Raw genomic sequence first — 18,020 nt, 5'->3', positions numbered from 1 at the left:
TATCGAAACATGAAGATCTCTTACAACTGGCTTCAGCAGTATCTTTCCTTTACCGAAAGCCCTGAAAAAACAGGTGATTTGCTGACCAATTGCGGACTGGAAGTAGAAGGCATTGAGCAAGTGGATGAAATCCGTGGAGGGCTGCAAGGCCTCGTTGTTGGTGAAGTCGTTGACAAACAACAGCACCCCAATGCCGACAAATTGAGCCTTACTCAAGTGCTGGTAGAAGTGGGTAGCGAACCTCTTCCCATCGTTTGTGGAGCACCCAATGTAGACAAAGGACAAAAGGTTATTGTGGCCTTGGTGGGCACTGAACTCTTTACGCCAGACGGAGATTCTTTTAAAATAAAAAAGTCCAAGATTCGGGGAGAAGTTTCCCAGGGTATGATTTGTGCCGAAGATGAAATTGGACTGGGTGAATCGCACGACGGTATCATGGTATTGAAGGACGACGCTCCTGTAGGAATGCCAGCCGCCGAGTACTTTGAACTTAAAACGGATTACGTTTTCGAAATTGGGTTAACGCCAAACCGGGCAGACGCCATGTCTCATTACGGTGTGGCTCGTGATTTGGCTACCGTTTTTAACCGGTTTTCAGTAGAACACGGTCCCCTTTCTCTTCCTACGGTTCCGGCCCTGGAAAGAAGTGGAGAAAACCCCATTTCAATCGAAATTAAAAACAGCCAGGCTTGTCCCCGATATGCTGGTATCTACCTGGAAGGGGTAAAAGTTGGACCGTCTCCGGATTGGTTACAAAAACGTCTTCTGGCCATTGGATTGAATCCTATCAACAACGTGGTTGATATCACCAATTTCGTATTGCACGAATTGGGTCAACCTCTGCACGCTTTTGATGCGGACAAAATCACGAGCAAAAAAGTGGTGGTACAGCCACTCGAAGAGGGCACTCCATTTGTTACCCTGGATGAAGTGGAGCGCAAACTGGATGCTCGAGACCTCATGATTTGCAACGACGATGAGGGAATGTGCATTGCTGGAGTATTTGGTGGCCTTACCAGCGGAGTGACTGAAGAAACCAAGAATGTATTTCTCGAATCCGCTTATTTCAATCCGGTTTGGGTAAGAAAAACAGCGAAGAGACACGGACTAAATACAGATGCATCCTTCCGTTTTGAGCGTGGAATTGATCCAGAAATTACGGTTTTTGCCGCTGAGCGTGCCGCCGCATTGATCCAAGAGATTGCCGGTGCTGAATCAGTATCGCTTACCACCGATCTTTACCCTGAACCTCAATCTGGCTTTGAAGTCCAGCTTTGGTATGCCAATGTTGATCGCCTGATTGGAAAAGAGATCGATCGGGATATGATCCAACACATTCTTAAGGATCTGGAGATTGAGATTACTCAGTCTTCATCTGTCGGTTTGGATTTGAAAGTTCCTGCTTTTAAGGTGGATGTTACCCGTGAAATTGATGTGATTGAAGAAATCCTTCGGGTATACGGATACAACGAAATTGAAGATCCGCAACAGATGCGCACTTCCATGGGCCATCACCAAAGACCGGATGCCAATGCTACCCGTCAATTGGCCCTCAACTTCCTTGCCTCCAACGGATTCTCTGAAATGATGTCTAACTCCTTGACCAAAGCTGACTACTACGAGTGGGAAGGAGATTGGAACAAGGATCACTCCGTAAAGATTCTTAATCCCCTGAGTTCTGACCTCAACGTAATGCGCCAATCCATGGTGATGAATGGGTTGGAAGCCATTCAGTGGAACCAAAACCGCAATGAGCAGGATTTGAGATTGGTGGAATTTGGTAAAACCTACCATCAATATCCGGATCAACGCGAAGAAGTGAGCCACCTGGCTTTGTTCCAATGTGGAAAAACGCGCGGCGAGCAATGGAATAGCGACGGAAGTAAAACGGATTTCTACCAGCTTAAAGGACTGGTTATGGCCCTGCTGCAACGCCTTGGAATTTCTGAGAACGCCCTTCAAGGCAAAGAGCTTGACTCTCCCCTCTTCAACTTTGGTTTGGAGTTTCGAATTGGAGGCAAATCCTTGGTTAAAATCGGAGAAGTTTCCAGCGAATTCCAAAAACGATTTGACATTAGACAACCCGTCTATCACGCTGATATTAACTGGGACGTACTCTTTGCCTATGCCGCCAAAAAAGCGGTTAAGTTCAAAGACATTCCCAAATTTCCATCTGTAAGACGCGATTTAGCTCTATTGGTAGATCGTAAAATCGACTTTGCTCAGATTGAAGAGATTGCCTGGAAAACCGAGCGTAAAATTCTCGAACGGGTATTTCTGTTTGACGTTTACCAGGGTAAAGGATTGGAGCCGAATGAAAAATCCTACGCCATTGGGTTTGAATTCCGGGATGCCGACAAAACGCTTACCGATAAGGTCGTAGACAAAGCGATCAAGAAAATTTACGGTCGATTGGTACACGAACTTCAGGTGAAGTTGCGTTCAGGGGAGCTCTAACCGAATCTAATGACACCCAGTAAAGTTGCAAATTGGTTTTACTACTCAGCCAGTGTGGCTTTATTGACCTATGTGATTATTCGGCTTTTCGCCATTCCTATTACCCACGACGAGGCCTTTAGTTTTCTGCGGTACGTTCACCGTTCCTATCTGGAAATATTCAGTTACAATACGGGCAACATATTGCCCAACAACCATATTCTGAATACCCTGGGCATGAAGTTCTTTTCATCCCTTTTTGGGGTGGATGATTGGGTGGTTCGAATACCCAATGTGATCGGATTTGCCATTTACCTCGTGTATGCAGTTAAGCTGGCTCAATCGTTACGTAATCGCTACCATGGAATTTTTCTATTTGTAGCCCTTACCGGCATTCACTACCTGGTGGAGTTTTTCGCTTTGGCCAGAGGCTACGGGCTATCGTTGGCCTTTTTGCTTCCGGCCTTATATTACCTGCGAGCTTACCTGATCCACCTTCAGAAGAAGCACCTAATAATTGCCTTGGGTGCCTCATTCCTTTCCATTGAGGCCAGCTTTACTTTGCTCTATTTGTATTTGCCCCTGGGCGGCTGCTTATTCCTTTGGGGGTGGATAAAAAAGGACAAATGGATTGTCCGGTCTCTTCTCGGCTTTTTGGTCACTCTGGTTCTAACCTTATATGAGCCACTCAGGTTTTTAATTTCTTCAGGTACCCTTTTCGGTCCCAAAGAAAGCTTTGTCTATCAAACGGTATTCAGCTTGGCTTTGATGATCTTTCCGGATGGTGTCGATCTCTTTTGGATACACCTCATTATGTATACCGTGGTCCTTTTGTTTTTTGTTGGCGGTGCCTGGTCTATCTGGAATTTGAAAAAAGCTAAAACGGGAAAAGAATTCTGGTTTCCATTCGTGAGTCTCGGGCTGATTCTTACCGTGCTGCTGCAAGTAGTAGGAGCAGCCCTGTTTGACCGAAATCTATTGAGTTTTCGAACGGCTTTGTACTTCTACCCCCTTTTCTTTTACTTCATTGCCTTGTTTTTGGATGAAGTGCTGCCGGTTCTACCCGAGCGGTTTAAGCGTCTTGTAGAATGGCCACCGGTCATCATCGCGTTCGGCTTGATTTTCAATTTTGCATTACAGGTAAATACCCATTCGGCTCGGGAATGGAAGTACGAAGAGAACAGTCGGGAAGTCTACCAATCCTTTAAGGAACTTCAGACTCAATACAACGATCCTGTTCCTTTACATGTTGGAATCACCTGGCTATTTGAACCCTCCCTAAACTTCTACCGTGTAGCCGATCCTGAAGCCATTACTTCTCCCTTCAATCGCGATGGCTTATCGGCTAAGCAAAACTATTTTTACGTCATTCCAGGAGACACCGTTGGACTTCCTCGAGAAGTGCAATTGATCAAGGAATATTCAAATACGGGCAACCGACTTTATCGCCGGTCGGGACAATAACCAAATTCTTGGGAAATCTGACCAAATCCTAAGCTAAGCCCACTTCTTTCTAAGTCCATATTGAGATCCAACAACAGGCTATCTATCTTGTAGGAAAAGGAAGGTGATTTAACCCCTTCTGCAGGCCGATTTGCGCTTGGCTCTTCCAGGGTTACGGAGCTAGGTCATCGGCCTGATTTTCTCCTAATTCAGGAAGCCAACATCAATCGTTATCCATCCTGACAGAAGTCATATTTCCTGAAGCCAATACCTCGTAAATTTGGGTATACAAAGTTCAATTCAAAGTCATGAAAGCCATATATAATCAGCGATTGACAACGAAGCCTGAGCGATCGGGCAGCTGCTAAAACCAGCCTAACCACCCTTTTTTTAATAGTCCATTTATTGCTAAAAAATCCATTTAAAAAAACACATCATGAAAACTGCAGTTAAGAAAAACATATATATCGGAGACCTTCATTTCGAACATGAAATGTGGAATCGAGAACTCAAGTTTTGTAAAGATGAATTAATCTTTCTGCAAAACCGATTGGAAGAAGTAACCGCCAAGAATACCGACCACGACTTCCTTCGTGAGGTGGAGCATTTTCAGAATCAGTTTATTGTTCAAAATCAAAACATTGATGAGTTCTTACACGGCATCAAAATGAAGGAACACGAATTGGCAGAATTTGCCAAAGAACATCCCGTTGCGGTAGATCACGTTCACTTTGAAGACCATGGAGCCATGCGTGACAACATGGAAGGCTTCCACAAGGTGTACAACGAATTAAAACAAGACTTCCGCCGCTTTCTGGCCAAGTGGATGTAAAGACGTTCTATTGAGGAGCTATTGCTCCATGGGTGCTCATCATAACCCAATCCCGGATTCACCGGGAAGAAACAGGCGTGCAGATTGTGCGCCTGTTTTTTTTGCGCCGTGCAACAACAGGTATAACTACCTGATTTAAAACACGTAAAATTACGTTTGACCTTATTCAGAACCCATTATAGTTTTATCCTGACTATTGAGCGACACCAGATTTCGGCAATGATTTTCAACCCCAACTTTTGTTTAGCATCGGGGATCGTTTGGTAGCCAAGGGAATGCCGAAACCCTCTATCCAGTAGGCACTTATACTAAACTATAATTCAATGATTAATCCAAGATTTCTTTTGGTCATGGCCATGCTATGCCTTTTGGGCTTCTCCGAGGCACAGGCCATCACCACCATTCAATGCAACAAGGAGAAAACCACCAAGGTTATTCTGAACCGAGTTCGCGTTTTGATTTATGGCCCGGAAACCGATAGCATGAAAAACGTGGCTATCGAAAAAGCAAAAGCCATTGCCCTTGAACGTGCCAAGGAGCGCTTTAAATGTGGAGAGTGTGACGACGATCTTCCAGATTGTGAGATGTACGTAAAAACCTTTCCAGATCCTACCTACGATGATGATGCCGGAGCCTGGGTATATCCAGGAGGTAAAATCGAAATTACCATTCGATGCCGCCGTTGTCCGGTAAAACCGGTAGACGGAAGCGATTCTGACTCGAGTGAAGGCGGAACACGTGGCGATGATCACAGTCACCTGGAGCAATCCTCCTCAACCTCCTTAAAAGTTTCTGATATGCCCGTTGCCATGGCAGGAAATGAAACTCCGATGATTCAGCGAATCTATCCAAATCCGGTTCAGGACAAGGTAACGCTCGAAATCAACGTTGCCCAAGATCACAGTACCATCCAAATCGAGCTTTATGATTTGACGGGTAAAAAAGTATATCAGGAAAGCCTACAGGATGTACCTGAGAGCCTCTCCATCAGCAGTCACAATCTACAGGAAGTACCTAATGGCACTTACATCTTAAACGTTAGAGTCAATAATCAACTGGCAGGTACCAGCAAGATTTCGGTAAGCAAACACTAATTCTAAGTCCTTAAAAACAAAAAACTATGAAAACGATTCTTTTTAAAGTTGCCTTTATAGGCCTGTTGTTGTTCAGCTGGACGGCTTATGGACAAACCTCTGACAAAGGGCCAGAAAAAATTGAGTGCGAAGAATCTGCTGAAGATCAAGCCCGCGTAAGATTGGCCAACTCTGATGTAGTGGTTCCCGGCCCGCAAACGGATAGCATGAAAACGGTGGCTATTAAGACCATCACTGCCCGTGCACTGGCAAAAGTTGTGGCATCCGGAAAGTACAAATGCAAAGGATGCTCCGAGGGAATTCCTGGCTGCATTTTACAAGTAAAAGACGTTCCTGAGCCCACGTACGACGATGAGGATTCGGGATGGGTTTTCCCCAAGTACATTTCAGTAACCGTTTATTGCACAGCTTGCGAGCTCAAGTCTGATGCAAAGAAGAGGGAATAGACTACTATTTCTTTAAACTCTATGAAAAGCCGTTTTTGCGAAAAAGCGGCTTTTCGTTTTTTGGGATTTCTGATTATGCTTAAAACAGATCCTGAACCACCGAAGGGTCGATGCTATTTGGCAAGGTAACCTTCAATCGTTTTTCTTGCTCCATCGCTCTTTTAATAGCGAAAACAGCGCCCTCATTACGGGCCCAACTTCTACGAGCAATTCCGTTGTTCACATCCCAGTGCAGCATCATTTTCAATCGGCGATCGGCTTCATCACTTCCATCGAGCACCATTCCAAATCCTCCGTTGATTACTTCACCCCATCCAACGCCACCGCCGTTGTGCAGAGAAATCCAGGTTGCCCCGCGGAAGGAATCTCCCACAAAGTTTTGTACCGCCATATCGGCTGTGAATTGAGACCCATCATATATGTTGCTCGTTTCGCGGTAAGGCGAATCGGTACCGGAAACATCGTGGTGATCCCGTCCCAAAACTACGGGTCCGGATAGCTCACCATTGGCAATGGCTTTGTTAAAAGCTTCGGCAATCTTCATCCGGCCTTCAGCATCGGCGTAAAGAATACGGGCCTGAGAACCAACGACCAGTTTATTTTCCTGAGCACCCTGAATCCACTGGATGTTATCCGCCATTTGTTGCTGAATTTCTTCCGGTGAATTTTGACGAATTTCTTCCAGAACAGCACAAGCAATATCATCGGTTTTCTGTAAGTCAGCTGGATCACCAGAGGCACACACCCAGCGGAAAGGTCCAAAACCAAAGTCAAAACACATCGGCCCCATAATATCCTGTACGTAGGATGGGTAGCGGAAACGAATGCCATCTTCGGCCATGATATCTGCTCCGGCTCGAGAGGCTTCCAAAAGGAAGGCATTCCCATAATCAAAGAAGTAGGTCCCCTTGGCGGTATGATTATTCACAGCTGCAGCATGTCTTCTCAAAGTGGACTGAATCGCTTCCTTAAACTCTGCCGGATTCTCAGCCATCATCTCATTGGCCGCTTCAAACGACATTCCCACGGGATAGTAACCACCAGCCCAAGGATTGTGAAGCGACGTTTGATCAGAACCTAAGTCGATATATACATTCTCTTCATCAAAGCGCTCCCAAACATCTACCACATTACCCTGGTAGGCGATGGAAACCACTTCCTTATTTTCTTTTGCCTGGCGAACCCGAGTCACCAGTTCATCAATATCTTCAATCACCTCATCAACCCATCCTTGTTCGTGGCGGGTTTTTGTAGCTTTTGGATTTACCTCGGCACACACCGTTACACAGCCGGCTATGTTTCCTGCCTTTGGTTGAGCTCCACTCATTCCGCCTAATCCAGCGGTCACAAATAGCTTACCAGCCAACCCTTCACCATCTTTGGCGATTTTTCGACCAGCATTCAAAACCGTAATGGTTGTTCCATGTACAATTCCTTGTGGTCCGATGTACATATAAGAACCGGCCGTCATTTGTCCGTACTGGGTAACTCCAAGGGCATTGAATTTCTCCCAATCATCGGGCTTGGAGTAGTTGGGAATCATCATTCCGTTGGTCACCACCACACGTGGCGCATCCGTATGAGATGGAAACAAGCCCATAGGATGTCCTGAATACATCACCAAGGTTTGCTCCTCAGTCATCTCAGACAGGTATTTCATGGTCAACAGGTACTGCGCCCAGTTTTGGAAAACCGCTCCATTTCCGCCATAAGTGATCAATTCATGGGGGTGCTGAGCCACGGCATAGTCCAGGTTGTTCTGGATCATGAGCATAATGGCAGCTGCCTGAGGCGTTTTAGCCGGGTACTCTTCAATTGGCCGGGCATACATGCGGTACTCCGGACGGAACCGGTACATGTAAATACGTCCGTATTCTTTTAACTCCTCAGCGAATTCAGGGGCAAGTTCTGCATGGTGCTTTTTGTCAAAATAGCGCAGAGCGTTGGCCAATGCCAACTCCTTTTCTTCTTTCGATAAAATGTCTTTCCGATTGGGAGCATGATTCACAGTAGGATCGTAGCTCGCCGGTACGGGTAAAACGTCAGGAATTCCTTGTCTTATTTCGTCTTTGAAGTTCATCTAATTTCTTTTTCTTAAGCTTTTCCTTGTAGCCGTAGGGGCAATGCCTACAACCACTTTCGCAACAGTAGCCACGTTTGAGGTGATACTTTTCGGTAAATACCAGGTACCCATTCTCATGGTGGTAGTAATCTTCCGGATCTAAATTCTTATACTGATTAAACATGGCTTTGCGCGGTGCAAAGATCGAAAATTTTACTTCCTCGATCAAGCAGAAAAACTGGGTTTTATGGACCACCTTTGCCAAATTATATACTTTTAGAATTGGTAACGACAATACCCAAATTGACTACATATGAAAGTTTTTAAATTAATTCTCGGAATCCTTTTCGTGGTGTTAATCCTAATCGCATTTTGGTGGGCCACGCTTGCGGATAACTACTACGTGGAGCGCCGAATATCAATTAAGGCTACTCCAGCTCAAATTATGGCGAGCACCAAATCTTTCAAAAACTGGAAAAACTGGTCTCCTTGGCAAAAGGCTGATCCGGAAGCAAAATTCACCTATGAAGGCGAAGATGGCACGGTGGGATCCAGCATGCGATGGGACAGCAAGGCGGATACGGTTGGAATCGGAACGATGACCATGAACCAAATTTATGGCGACGATTCTATTCGCTACACCATCATTTTCGAACACCCCTGGCAAATGGTTTCTGACGGAGGTTTCAACTGCGTTGCAACCGATAGCGGATCGCTACTTACCTGGTACGACAAAGCAGATCTTCCTTTCGAAATGCGCCCGGTGGGTAAAATGATCGACGATATGATTGGCCCTAAGTTCGAGCAGGGACTAAAGGCGATCAAAGAAATTGCTGAAGCTCGAGCGGCTAAGGCCAGTGTCATGAAAGAAGAAGCCCCAAGTATGGAGTATCCTGAAGACTTCGAAATGCTACCGGTGGAAGAAACCACAACTTCTTCTTTCTTCTATGTTTCTTCGGTTGACAGTTGTTCGGTAGAAGAATTGTCTCAAACATTGGGCATGCTCTACGGCGAAGTGAAGCAAATCTTGGATGAGAAAAAAGTAGCTCCTACTGGATATCCATTCGCCATTTACCACAACTGGGATGGAAAGAATACGACCGTTGAAGCGGGTATTCCAGTAGACAAAGGCAAGCGCAAAGTAGACGCTATGGAGTCTTACGCAGGAAATGTACTGAAAGTGGTTTTTACCGGCCCTTATGAGGAAACGGAAACCGCTCACCTTTCCATTGCCAAATACGCTGATGACAATGACATCGAAATTACCGGTGCACCGTGGGAAGTTTACGTAACCGATCCAACGCAGGAAGAAGATCCGAGCAAATGGATTATCGAAATTTACTACCCGGTTAAATAATTGAACAACACTTAATTTTGGCCCCCGTCTTTAAAAATTCGGGGCTTTTTTTTGCATGAATCTTACAATTCCTTCTCCGGTTCAATCACTTAACCTGCCTGAGGCTCATGGGCGAAACATTCAGGTATGGATCAAGCGGGATGATCTCATCCATCCAGAAATATCGGGGAACAAATGGCGTAAACTGAAGTACCACCTCCAAGAGGCCCAACAACAAAATCGACCCATTCTCACTTTTGGCGGAGCCTATTCCAACCACTTGGCGGCAACAGCTGCCGCAGGACATTTATCCGGAATCAAAACCATCGCCCTGGTTCGAGGGGAACGCATCTCTCCGCTAAATCCTACCCTGCAATTTGCCGAAGATCACGGTATGGAGCTGCATTTCATTTCCCGAGAACAGTACCGCCAAAAAAATTCAACCGAATTTCTTGACCAGGTAAGGGATCAGTTCGGTTCCGTCCATTTGGTTCCTGAGGGTGGATATTCTGTACAAGGAATGCAAGGCTGCGCCGAATTGGTTAACGAAATAGAAGAGCCCTTTGATTATATCCTTACGGCATCCGGTACAGGCACTACATTAGCCGGTATTGCTTCTGCCCTATCCAAAAATCAACAAGCCATTGGAGTTCCCGTTCTCAAATCGGGTGAATTCATTACCAACGAAGTAGCGGCTTTGTGGAAAATTTTTGAGACTAAACCCACCATTCCAGAGCTGTGGACGGATTTCCATTTTGGAGGGTATGCTCGAATTACAGACGATTTGGTTGCCTTCGCCAATAGCTTCTACCGGGAGCACCACATTCCATTAGACCTGGTTTATACCGCAAAGCTTTTCTTTGGCTTGATTCAGCGCCTCGAAACCGATTATTTTCCAGAGGGTTCGAGCATCGTAGTAGTTCATACCGGAGGTTTGCAGGGCAATGCAGGCATGAAACAAAGGCATGGAGTTCTGTTGGAGTATTGAATTCTAATTGGTATTAACTCGCCCCCATTCAGATTTCAAAATTCAACATTCAAAATTCAGAATTCACACGTTCAACACCGCTCTGTTCGAAACCGGCATCCTTTTTGCCCAAGTCACATCCTAGGGCCTATAATTTTGTTTTTGTGGGGAAGTCCATTTTAAAATACCTCTGGGTGACTGGACTGGTTTTGACCTGTCAGTTAGCACTTGCCCGCATTTCTCCTAAAGAATACATTGAGTTTTTTGATCAAGACGCCGTAGCGGAAATGCTGAAAAGTGGCGTCCCTGCGAGTATTACCCTGGCTCAGGGCATGCTGGAGAGTGACTACGGAAACTCAAAATTGGCCCGGGAAGCTAAAAACCATTTTGGGATCAAATGCCACTCCTCCTGGACTGGAAAACGGTTTTACATGGACGATGATGCGAAGGACGAATGCTTTAGGGTCTACTCTTCCGTCTACCAATCTTATCAAGATCACTCGGACTTCTTGAAACGCAACCGTCGCTACTCCTTCCTATTTGACCTCAAACGCACCGATTACAAAGGCTGGGCGAAGGGATTAAAGAAAGCAGGATACGCCACCAATCCCAAATACCCCGACTTGCTCATCCGGATTATTGAGGAAAATGAGTTGTGGAAGTTTGACAAAATGGACAAAAACGACCTGAAGAAACTGGGTGAAAGCTCAAGTGGTCGTTCCATCTATACCGATGCACCCAAGAAAGGAGACAAAACATCCGGCTCGGGATCCGGTTCATCGAGCACTGCTCAGGCCTCGGCTCCGAAAAAATGGGATACCCAAATTCGGACTTCCAAAAACAAAATTCGATTCGTTTATGCTCAAAATGGGGATACCCCGAAAAAGATTGCCGATCGCTACGACTTAGGGCACTGGCAGATTAAGCGCTACAACGAGCTCAAAAAAGGCTCATCGCTAAAAGCTGGAACGGTCATCTATTTGCAACCCAAACGATCTAAGTTTAAAGGCGATCAGAAAACGCACACGGTCAAAAAAGGCCAATCACTTTGGGATATCTCCCAGATGTATGGAATTAAGCTAAAAAAGCTGGCCAAACGCAACCAGATAGAATCGGGGACTTCTTTGAAAGTGGGTCAGAAAATAAAACTACGCTAATCCGGGAATCCAATCTGGATCTTCTTTTATCGCATTCCTTACTTTTTCAGCCAGGAAGGTGGACAATTTCTCATAGCTCTCCACAGTCCAGCCCGCAACATGGGGAGATAAAATCACTCGATCTGACTCAATCAAGTACTTCATGGCATCAGGCATTTCAAGCTGGAATATATCCCCGAAGGAAGAGCTTTCGTATTCCAACACATCCAGACAAGCTCCCAAAATTTTGCCCGATTGCAGCCCACGAACCAAGGCGTCTGTCTGAACAACCTTACCCCGGGCCGTATTGATTAGGAAAAAGGGATTTTCCATGCTACTCACAAAATCGTCGTCGAGGTAATAAATGGTTTCATCAGTTTGGGGTACATGAAAACTGATCACCTCTGCCTTTACAAAGAGTTCGTTGAGCGTAGCTTCAGTCGCAAATGAATCGGAATACTCTTTTTTGTACTTATCGTAAGCCAAGGTTTTCACTCCAAATCCGCTCAGTCTTCGAGCGAAGGCCTGCCCCATATTACCGTAGCCAATTAATCCAACATGACGACCCATGAGCTCAATTCCCCGGTTGCCTTCCCGATCCCAAATACCCTGTCGTACCTGCTGATCGGCCTGACGCAGATTTTGCATCAAGCTTAGCAACATTCCCACGGCTTGCTCACCCACGGCATCGCGGTTTCCTTCTGGCGAATTAAACAAATGAATACCCTTTTCCCGGGCATATTCGACATCAATATTTTCCATTCCGGCTCCCGAACGAGCAATAAACCGAAGTTGCTTCGCCCGATCGATCATTTCCCGATTCATCGGAAACTTAGAACGAATGACAACGCCCACATAATCTGCAATTTCAGCTTGTATCTGTTCCTGGCTATGGTCAACATGCCAATGGCATTCAAAGCCCATGGATTCCAATTCATTTTTTAATATCGGGTGAACACTGTCGATGAATAGTATGCGAGATTGTGCCAAAGTGCGCCATTTTTTAGTGAACGGTAAAATTAGTTTTTCTCGCTCGTTTGCTGCAATAGAATTGAAAATCTGCTCGTTAAGCCCCCCTAACTAAAACACTACATCATGAAATCAGCACTTTTTTGTTTAACCCTATTCGCCGTACTCCTATCCTCTTGTAAACGAGAAGGATGTACAAACCCCAAAGCAGACAACTATGCACCCGATGCCAACGAGGATGACGGATCTTGCTACATCAATGGTTGCACCGATGAAAAAGCCGCCAACTACTCGGCCGATGCCACCCTGGATGATGGAACTTGCCAGTACACTTATCATGAATACGGAAAACTGCTTTTATGCTTTAAGCACAAAATGAATAATGAATCTGGATTTCACCCCAAGACGTTACCTGGAAATGTAGTCTCACGAATTAATACCCATGATCTACTTTTTTCAAACTTACACTTACATGGAGATGTTTCCCCTTCCCACCATTCCGATTTAAAAGGCACTTACTTTCTTTCAAGGGTTCCCTATGCAACCTCAAATGACGCCTACATTCAGGAATTCAATATCAAGGCTGGTCAATACACGGGGCTTAAATTCAATTTTGGTGTAGACCCTGAAATTAATGCTGAACCTGGCGAAGCTCGAAAAAGTAATGCGCTACTGAATTTCCTGCCCTATTTAACGGATTATAAGAGTTTTGCTTATCTCCATTTTTCTGGTGAATTGGACACCGATGGTGACTATATATATGATAGCACATTTAGCTATATAATGGGACACGATTCCTACAATCAGGAAATCAACCTAGACGATGTTCATTTTGAAATTGAATCAGGAAAAACGGCTTTCCTTACTATCGAAATTGATTGGGACAAGATCCTGGAAGGAGTGGACATTAAAGACAATTTGATTCTTGAAGGGAAAAACAGCACCTTCGATCAAATGAGTAAAAACCTTTCAGGAGCCATTCGGGTAGAGTCCTAATCGGCTCGGCGATTTTTACGGTTGATTCGGGCTTTTACCAGTCCATTGGCCAATACGGTTCCCAAAATAAGTAGTGCTCCGGCATAAAAACCTGGAGTCATTCTTTCGCTATCTCCGAAGAAAATAAGGGCAAGAATGATGGCATAAATGGGCTCCATATTAATGGACATGCTCACCGTAAATGGAGAAAGTTCCCGTAACACCTGAACGCTCACTACAAAGGCCACAGCGGTGCAAATAACTCCGAGAACAAGCAGGTAAATCCAATCGAGTGATGTGGGCTGAAAATCGGCCCAGGACCAGTTTTCAAAGAGTACGGTATAAATAGAAATCCCCAAGACCCCTCCTAGCATTTCATACAAGGTGATTTGTCCGGGAGGGGCTTTTTCTACCAGCCTTCCATTGATCACCCCAAATAGAGCGGCTAACAAAGCAGCCAAAAGGCTCAACATGATTCCCAGGTGATAATCGGCTTCAAATTGAAAAATGAGAAACAAGCCTGAAATGACTATGACTCCAAAAATCACTTCATACAACCGGACTCTGCGCTTAAAGAACAGGGGCTCTATAAGAGCCACAAACAAAGAGGTTGATGCCAATGTAGTAAGGACAACCGATACTGTGGATACCTTGAGTGCCTCAAAAAAAGCGGCCCAATGAGCTGCCACCAGCAAACCCACGCCCAAAATTTGAGGAATGTACCGTAAAGAGATTGTACCTCCTTTTCTAAAAAGCTTGAAGTAAATGATCAAACTCAAAAAAGCAATGGCCATACGAAACCAGACCAAAGAATAAAAAGGAATGGAGATCACCTTGCCCAAAATCCCGGTAAAGCCCCAAATGAGAACAATAACGTGAATGGCAATGTGATTTTGATACCGGGTAAAGAATCCTTCCTGACTCATTCCGAATGCTCTTCTGATTTTCCTGAGGCCACCCCTCCACTAAGGATTACCTTCATCATTTCCGAGCCTTTCATAGGTAATGGCCGAACGTTTTTCTTAGGCACCACAAAGATGTTACCCGTAAATCCGTAAGAATGCGGCAAATAAACCATCACCTTTTCCTCCGAAATCCCCCACTCGGTGAGGTCGCTTTGGGTGATAAATCCAGGCTTTTCGATATCCTCACTTAACTTGACCAGCACAGGCTCTGTGAAGGTTCGTTTCTTTCCACCTACTATCGCTTGGGTAAAATCGGTGAGCGCTGTATATACGGTTTTAATGAGTGGCGCCTTATCAAGGATTTTGTTGAACCAATAATTAATGGGTGTTGCTATAACAGTATTCCCCAAAAATCCAATGAGGGTGATGGCTGTGAGTAGAATTAGAATTCCGAGGCCGGGAAACTTCAATTCAACGGGTAAAATTTCAGGAAGGAGCTGATCAATAAAACGCAGCATCACCACAATTACATATACCGTAACTGCAATGGGAACCGTGAACAAGATTCCCTGAACCAGGTAATAAGCAAGTTTTCTAAACATGTCAATCCATGAGAAGCTCCCGATCTTTCTTCGGCAAACTCTTGACTACTAAATCGTAGGAATGATCGATCATTTCCTGATGCAATTCTTCCGAAACATCCGATTCGATCTCAATCGTATTCCAGTGCTTCTTATTCATATGATAACCTGGATTGATACCGTGATATTCTTCCCTCAATTCCAGAGCTCGTTCCGGATTGCACTTTACATTGTAGCTCACAAAATCTTCAATATTGCAGGCAGTAAACATCTTGCCACTCACCTTAAACACCAAGGTTTGAGGGCCAAAAGGAAGCTCTTCTGTCACGCCTTTCTTGGCGAGGCAATAATCCCGAAACTCTTCGATATTCATAAGACCGATTTTCAGGGCTAAGGTAAGAGATTCTGGCAGATGAAATTGCTCAATCCAAGGCTTGAGTTTATCGAAACCAAGGATCATTTTTTTGGCCCTTTAAATCGAATGTCCAAGGCTCGTATCTTTGATAGAAGTCAGATTAAAGAAGCCCTAATTATTGGGATCCACTTCATTAGGTCCATAAATGCTTTGGAAAGGCCGATTGAAAATCCCAACTTGATTTGACCGAATTAATTGAACCTAATGCATCCATCCAGGCTAATATCATTTGTCTTAAGCACCCGAATTAACATAGGGGTTCTTTTGCTGATTCTTGGGAGTTTAACCATCCAATCCCAAGCGCAAAACTTCGTTAATCCCGATCTGAACGGAACCATCTCAGGCACCTCTTCCCTGCCCACCAATTGGCAATTTGTACCCAATACCTACCTTCACAGCCAGGCCACATCCACCAATGGTGCAACTCCAGATCTTACGGATATTAATGGCCCTAACGCAAACGCCGGCATCAGTGGAATACCCTACTCAGGGAGTACCTTTTTATGCGGACTCCATCTCAATTTGGGCAATAGTTACTGGCACGAGGGAATCATGCAAACAGTTTCAGGTTTTACGCCCAATGCTACCTACTCGGTACATTTTCATCAATCGGTGGTAAAGCAAACCAATGCCATTGACACCTCGGGTTCTTGGGCTGTATACATCGATAATACGCTCGTCGGCACAACCACTCCAACGGTGAGTAGAACCCATTATAACCACAACAATTTTGCCTGGGAAGCTCGGAGCATTTCATTCACGGCTACCGCTGCCTCTCATTCCATCAAATTCCTTCCCATGGATGATGATCCCGTCCAGGATCTATCCACCACGGATTCAGCGGGTGGATTGCGAATGGGAATTGACAGTATCTACATTTCCACCTGCACCAACGGACCCACTGTAAACATTGGTAATGATACCACTCTTTGCCCGGGTGACACACTCACCCTGGATGCCTTTGCAGCCAATTCTACTTATCAATGGAAGGGTGGAGCAACCCAGAGCACAAATCGCGTTTTTAAGCCCGGAATTTATTGGGTAGATGTCACTCGAAACAACTGTGCCACCCGGGATTCTATCGAAATCCAATTTCATTCTTTTGCCCAGTCTCTGTTGGGCAACGATACGTCCATTTGCCAAGGCGATACGCTCACTTTAAATGCCTCTTTGCCGAATGCCTCCTATGTATGGAAAGATGGCAGCACCAATGGCTCTATCAAAGTTCATAAAACAGGTACCTATTGGGTAGACATTACGATTAATCAATGCTCCCTGCGCGATTCAATTGTGATTCAACCGCTGCAATTGGCTTCGAATTTTTTAGGCCGCGACACGACTCTTTGCGACGGTGACACGCTCACCATTCAACCCACCGATCCCAATGCCTCCTACACCTGGCAAGATGGCTCGACCGGTAATACCCATCGGGTATTTCAATCCGGTAGTTATTGGGCAAATATGAATGTGGGAAAATGCAAGTCTTCAGATACCGTTTTGGTTCAATTTATTACCCTCGATCCAGTTCAATTGGGAGAAGACACTACGCTATGTGAAGGCGATACGTTAATTCTGGATGCGTCGGCCCAAAATTCAACCTATTCCTGGTCGGATCAATCTACCCTTTCAACTTTACGCGTTACTCAATCCGGTAAGTTTTGGGTCAAAGTTTTTTCATTAGGCTGCGAAGTAAACGATTCGATCCAGGTGGACTACGACCAAAAACCTAACATCCATTTAGGGAATGACACGACCATTTGCCCAGGTGATTCGCTCCTTCTTTTTGCCGGACCGAATCAAAACGATTATACCTGGTCCGATCAGTCGACGAAGACTACCATGATGGTAGCGGACTCAGGCGTCTATTGGGTGGATGTACGCCAAAAAAAGTGCATCGCAACAGACACTATTCGCATCCTCCATGTTGCCCTGCCCAAGTTAAATTTGGGCAACGACTCGGTGTTGTGTAACGGCGACACCTTGTTTCTCGATGCCTCGGCAGATCAAGCGACTTACCAATGGCAAGACCAGTCCACCAAAAGCAGGTTTGCCGTCACCCAGGCAGGTACGTATTGGACCCGCGTCAGGGTGAATCAGTGCGCTTTATCCGATACCATTAGCATCGAGATGACAGCCTGTAGAACCAGGCTTGAATTTCCCAATGTATTTACACCAAACGGAGATGGCCACAACGACCTCTTTAGCACCATTGGCAACGAAGGTATTGCCGAAATGCACACCCTGATTTACAACCGATGGGGAAGGCTCGTTTATGAGACCAACAACCCAAGAATTGAATGGGATGGATCAGATATGACTGATGGCACCTACTTTTGGATCGTAAGCTACACCACAATATTCGGAGATAGTGATAGGCTTAGTGGCTACCTCACCTTGGTGCGATAGTCCCTATTCTTTTGAAT

General features: G+C 45.2%; 16 protein-coding genes. 10 read left to right on the top strand and 6 right to left on the bottom strand.

What is annotated here, in order from left to right:
- Window positions 1-9: 9 nt before the first annotated feature.
- From KFE98_08985 to KFE98_08965, 5 genes are all read left to right on the top strand, one after another.
- Window positions 10-2,457, top strand: coding sequence for a phenylalanine--tRNA ligase subunit beta (locus KFE98_08985; protein ID UTW64254.1), 2,448 nt, complete (start codon window positions 10-12; stop codon window positions 2,455-2,457).
- 9 nt (window positions 2,458-2,466) lie between these two features.
- Window positions 2,467-3,900: a hypothetical protein gene (locus tag KFE98_08980; GenBank protein UTW64253.1), complete on the top strand. Its 1,434-nt coding sequence runs from the start codon at window positions 2,467-2,469 to the stop codon at window positions 3,898-3,900.
- A 415-nt stretch (window positions 3,901-4,315) separates the two neighbouring features.
- Complete coding sequence (locus KFE98_08975; protein ID UTW64252.1) at window positions 4,316-4,711, top strand: hypothetical protein; 396 nt, start codon at window positions 4,316-4,318, stop codon at window positions 4,709-4,711.
- A gap of 323 nt (window positions 4,712-5,034) precedes the next feature.
- Window positions 5,035-5,805 carry a T9SS type A sorting domain-containing protein gene (locus KFE98_08970; protein UTW64251.1) on the top strand — a complete coding sequence of 257 codons (771 nt, stop codon included), beginning with the start codon at window positions 5,035-5,037 and terminating at the stop codon, window positions 5,803-5,805.
- Window positions 5,806-5,831: 26 nt separating this feature from the next.
- A complete protein-coding gene (locus KFE98_08965) occupies window positions 5,832-6,251 on the top strand; it encodes a hypothetical protein (GenBank protein ID UTW64250.1) in 420 nt (139 codons plus the stop codon).
- Between the two features lie 79 nt (window positions 6,252-6,330).
- On the opposite strand, the gene KFE98_08960 is transcribed toward KFE98_08965, so the two are convergent.
- Both KFE98_08960 and KFE98_08955 read right to left on the bottom strand, forming a co-directional pair.
- Window positions 6,331-8,331: a urocanate hydratase gene (locus KFE98_08960; GenBank protein UTW64249.1), complete on the bottom strand. Its 2,001-nt coding sequence runs from the start codon at window positions 8,329-8,331 to the stop codon at window positions 6,331-6,333.
- Window positions 8,294-8,497: a hypothetical protein gene (locus tag KFE98_08955; protein ID UTW64675.1), complete on the bottom strand. Its 204-nt coding sequence runs from the start codon at window positions 8,495-8,497 to the stop codon at window positions 8,294-8,296. The genes KFE98_08960 and KFE98_08955 overlap by 38 nt, the downstream gene beginning before the upstream one ends.
- 129 nt (window positions 8,498-8,626) lie before the next feature.
- Between KFE98_08955 and KFE98_08950 the strand changes: the two genes are divergently transcribed.
- The 3 genes from KFE98_08950 (at window position 8,627) to KFE98_08940 (ending at window position 11,773) form a co-directional block, all read left to right on the top strand.
- Window positions 8,627-9,670, top strand: coding sequence for an SRPBCC family protein (locus KFE98_08950; GenBank protein ID UTW64248.1), 1,044 nt, complete (start codon window positions 8,627-8,629; stop codon window positions 9,668-9,670).
- A gap of 55 nt (window positions 9,671-9,725) precedes the next feature.
- Window positions 9,726-10,637 carry a 1-aminocyclopropane-1-carboxylate deaminase/D-cysteine desulfhydrase gene (locus KFE98_08945; GenBank protein ID UTW64247.1) on the top strand — a complete coding sequence of 304 codons (912 nt, stop codon included), beginning with the start codon at window positions 9,726-9,728 and terminating at the stop codon, window positions 10,635-10,637.
- A gap of 143 nt (window positions 10,638-10,780) precedes the next feature.
- Window positions 10,781-11,773, top strand: a complete 993-nt coding sequence (locus KFE98_08940; protein ID UTW64246.1) for a glucosaminidase domain-containing protein — start codon at window positions 10,781-10,783, stop codon at window positions 11,771-11,773.
- On the opposite strand, the gene KFE98_08935 is transcribed toward KFE98_08940, so the two are convergent.
- Window positions 11,765-12,742, bottom strand: a complete 978-nt coding sequence (locus KFE98_08935) for a 2-hydroxyacid dehydrogenase (protein ID UTW64245.1) — start codon at window positions 12,740-12,742, stop codon at window positions 11,765-11,767. The two genes, KFE98_08940 and KFE98_08935, sit on opposite strands and share 9 nt — an antisense overlap.
- A 105-nt stretch (window positions 12,743-12,847) precedes the next feature.
- On the opposite strand from KFE98_08935, the gene KFE98_08930 reads away from it, so the two are divergent.
- The gene (locus tag KFE98_08930; protein ID UTW64244.1) at window positions 12,848-13,717 is read left to right on the top strand and encodes a hypothetical protein; all 870 of its coding nucleotides are present in this window, start codon (window positions 12,848-12,850) and stop codon (window positions 13,715-13,717) included.
- On the opposite strand, the gene KFE98_08925 is transcribed toward KFE98_08930, so the two are convergent.
- From KFE98_08925 to KFE98_08915, 3 genes are read right to left on the bottom strand one after another with little or no spacing between them, the layout of a single operon-like run.
- Window positions 13,714-14,622, bottom strand: coding sequence for an EamA family transporter (locus tag KFE98_08925; protein ID UTW64243.1), 909 nt, complete (start codon window positions 14,620-14,622; stop codon window positions 13,714-13,716). The genes KFE98_08930 and KFE98_08925 overlap by 4 nt on opposite strands.
- On the bottom strand, window positions 14,619-15,203 hold the full coding sequence (locus KFE98_08920; GenBank protein UTW64242.1) for a DUF502 domain-containing protein: 585 nt from the start codon (window positions 15,201-15,203) through the stop codon (window positions 14,619-14,621). Before KFE98_08920 ends, KFE98_08925 begins: the two co-directional genes overlap by 4 nt.
- Window position 15,204: 1 nt before the next feature.
- Window positions 15,205-15,555: an MmcQ/YjbR family DNA-binding protein gene (locus tag KFE98_08915; GenBank protein UTW64674.1), complete on the bottom strand. Its 351-nt coding sequence runs from the start codon at window positions 15,553-15,555 to the stop codon at window positions 15,205-15,207.
- A 246-nt stretch (window positions 15,556-15,801) separates the two neighbouring features.
- Here KFE98_08915 and KFE98_08910 point away from each other — a divergent pair, with 246 nt between their 5' ends.
- A complete protein-coding gene (locus KFE98_08910; GenBank protein UTW64241.1) occupies window positions 15,802-18,003 on the top strand; it encodes a gliding motility-associated C-terminal domain-containing protein in 2,202 nt (733 codons plus the stop codon).
- Window positions 18,004-18,020 lie beyond the last annotated feature (17 nt).

The sequence above is a fragment of the bacterium SCSIO 12741 genome (assembly GCA_024398055.1).
GTDB lineage: Bacteria > Bacteroidota > Bacteroidia > Flavobacteriales_G > Salibacteraceae > SCSIO-12741.
Note: the sequence above shows the minus strand (reverse complement) of the source record. Positions and strands in the feature narration are given on the sequence as shown.

Bases quoted from the DNA above. Each gene is read 5' to 3' on its own strand.
- KFE98_08960 (UTW64249.1), bottom strand. From the start codon at position 8,331: ATGAACTTCAAAGACGAAATAAGACAAGGAATTCCTGACGTTTTACCC.
- KFE98_08930 (UTW64244.1), top strand. From the start codon at position 12,848: ATGAAATCAGCACTTTTTTGTTTAACCCTATTCGCCGTACTCCTATCC.
- KFE98_08985 (UTW64254.1), top strand. From the start codon at position 10: ATGAAGATCTCTTACAACTGGCTTCAGCAGTATCTTTCCTTTACCGAA.
- KFE98_08910 (UTW64241.1), top strand. From the start codon at position 15,802: ATGCATCCATCCAGGCTAATATCATTTGTCTTAAGCACCCGAATTAAC.
- KFE98_08945 (UTW64247.1), top strand. From the start codon at position 9,726: ATGAATCTTACAATTCCTTCTCCGGTTCAATCACTTAACCTGCCTGAG.
- KFE98_08980 (UTW64253.1), top strand. From the start codon at position 2,467: ATGACACCCAGTAAAGTTGCAAATTGGTTTTACTACTCAGCCAGTGTG.
- KFE98_08955 (UTW64675.1), bottom strand. From the start codon at position 8,497: ATGTTTAATCAGTATAAGAATTTAGATCCGGAAGATTACTACCACCAT.
- KFE98_08950 (UTW64248.1), top strand. From the start codon at position 8,627: ATGAAAGTTTTTAAATTAATTCTCGGAATCCTTTTCGTGGTGTTAATC.
- KFE98_08970 (UTW64251.1), top strand. From the start codon at position 5,035: ATGATTAATCCAAGATTTCTTTTGGTCATGGCCATGCTATGCCTTTTG.
- KFE98_08915 (UTW64674.1), bottom strand. From the start codon at position 15,555: ATGAATATCGAAGAGTTTCGGGATTATTGCCTCGCCAAGAAAGGCGTG.
- KFE98_08965 (UTW64250.1), top strand. From the start codon at position 5,832: ATGAAAACGATTCTTTTTAAAGTTGCCTTTATAGGCCTGTTGTTGTTC.
- KFE98_08920 (UTW64242.1), bottom strand. From the start codon at position 15,203: ATGTTTAGAAAACTTGCTTATTACCTGGTTCAGGGAATCTTGTTCACG.
- KFE98_08925 (UTW64243.1), bottom strand. From the start codon at position 14,622: ATGAGTCAGGAAGGATTCTTTACCCGGTATCAAAATCACATTGCCATT.
- KFE98_08975 (UTW64252.1), top strand. From the start codon at position 4,316: ATGAAAACTGCAGTTAAGAAAAACATATATATCGGAGACCTTCATTTC.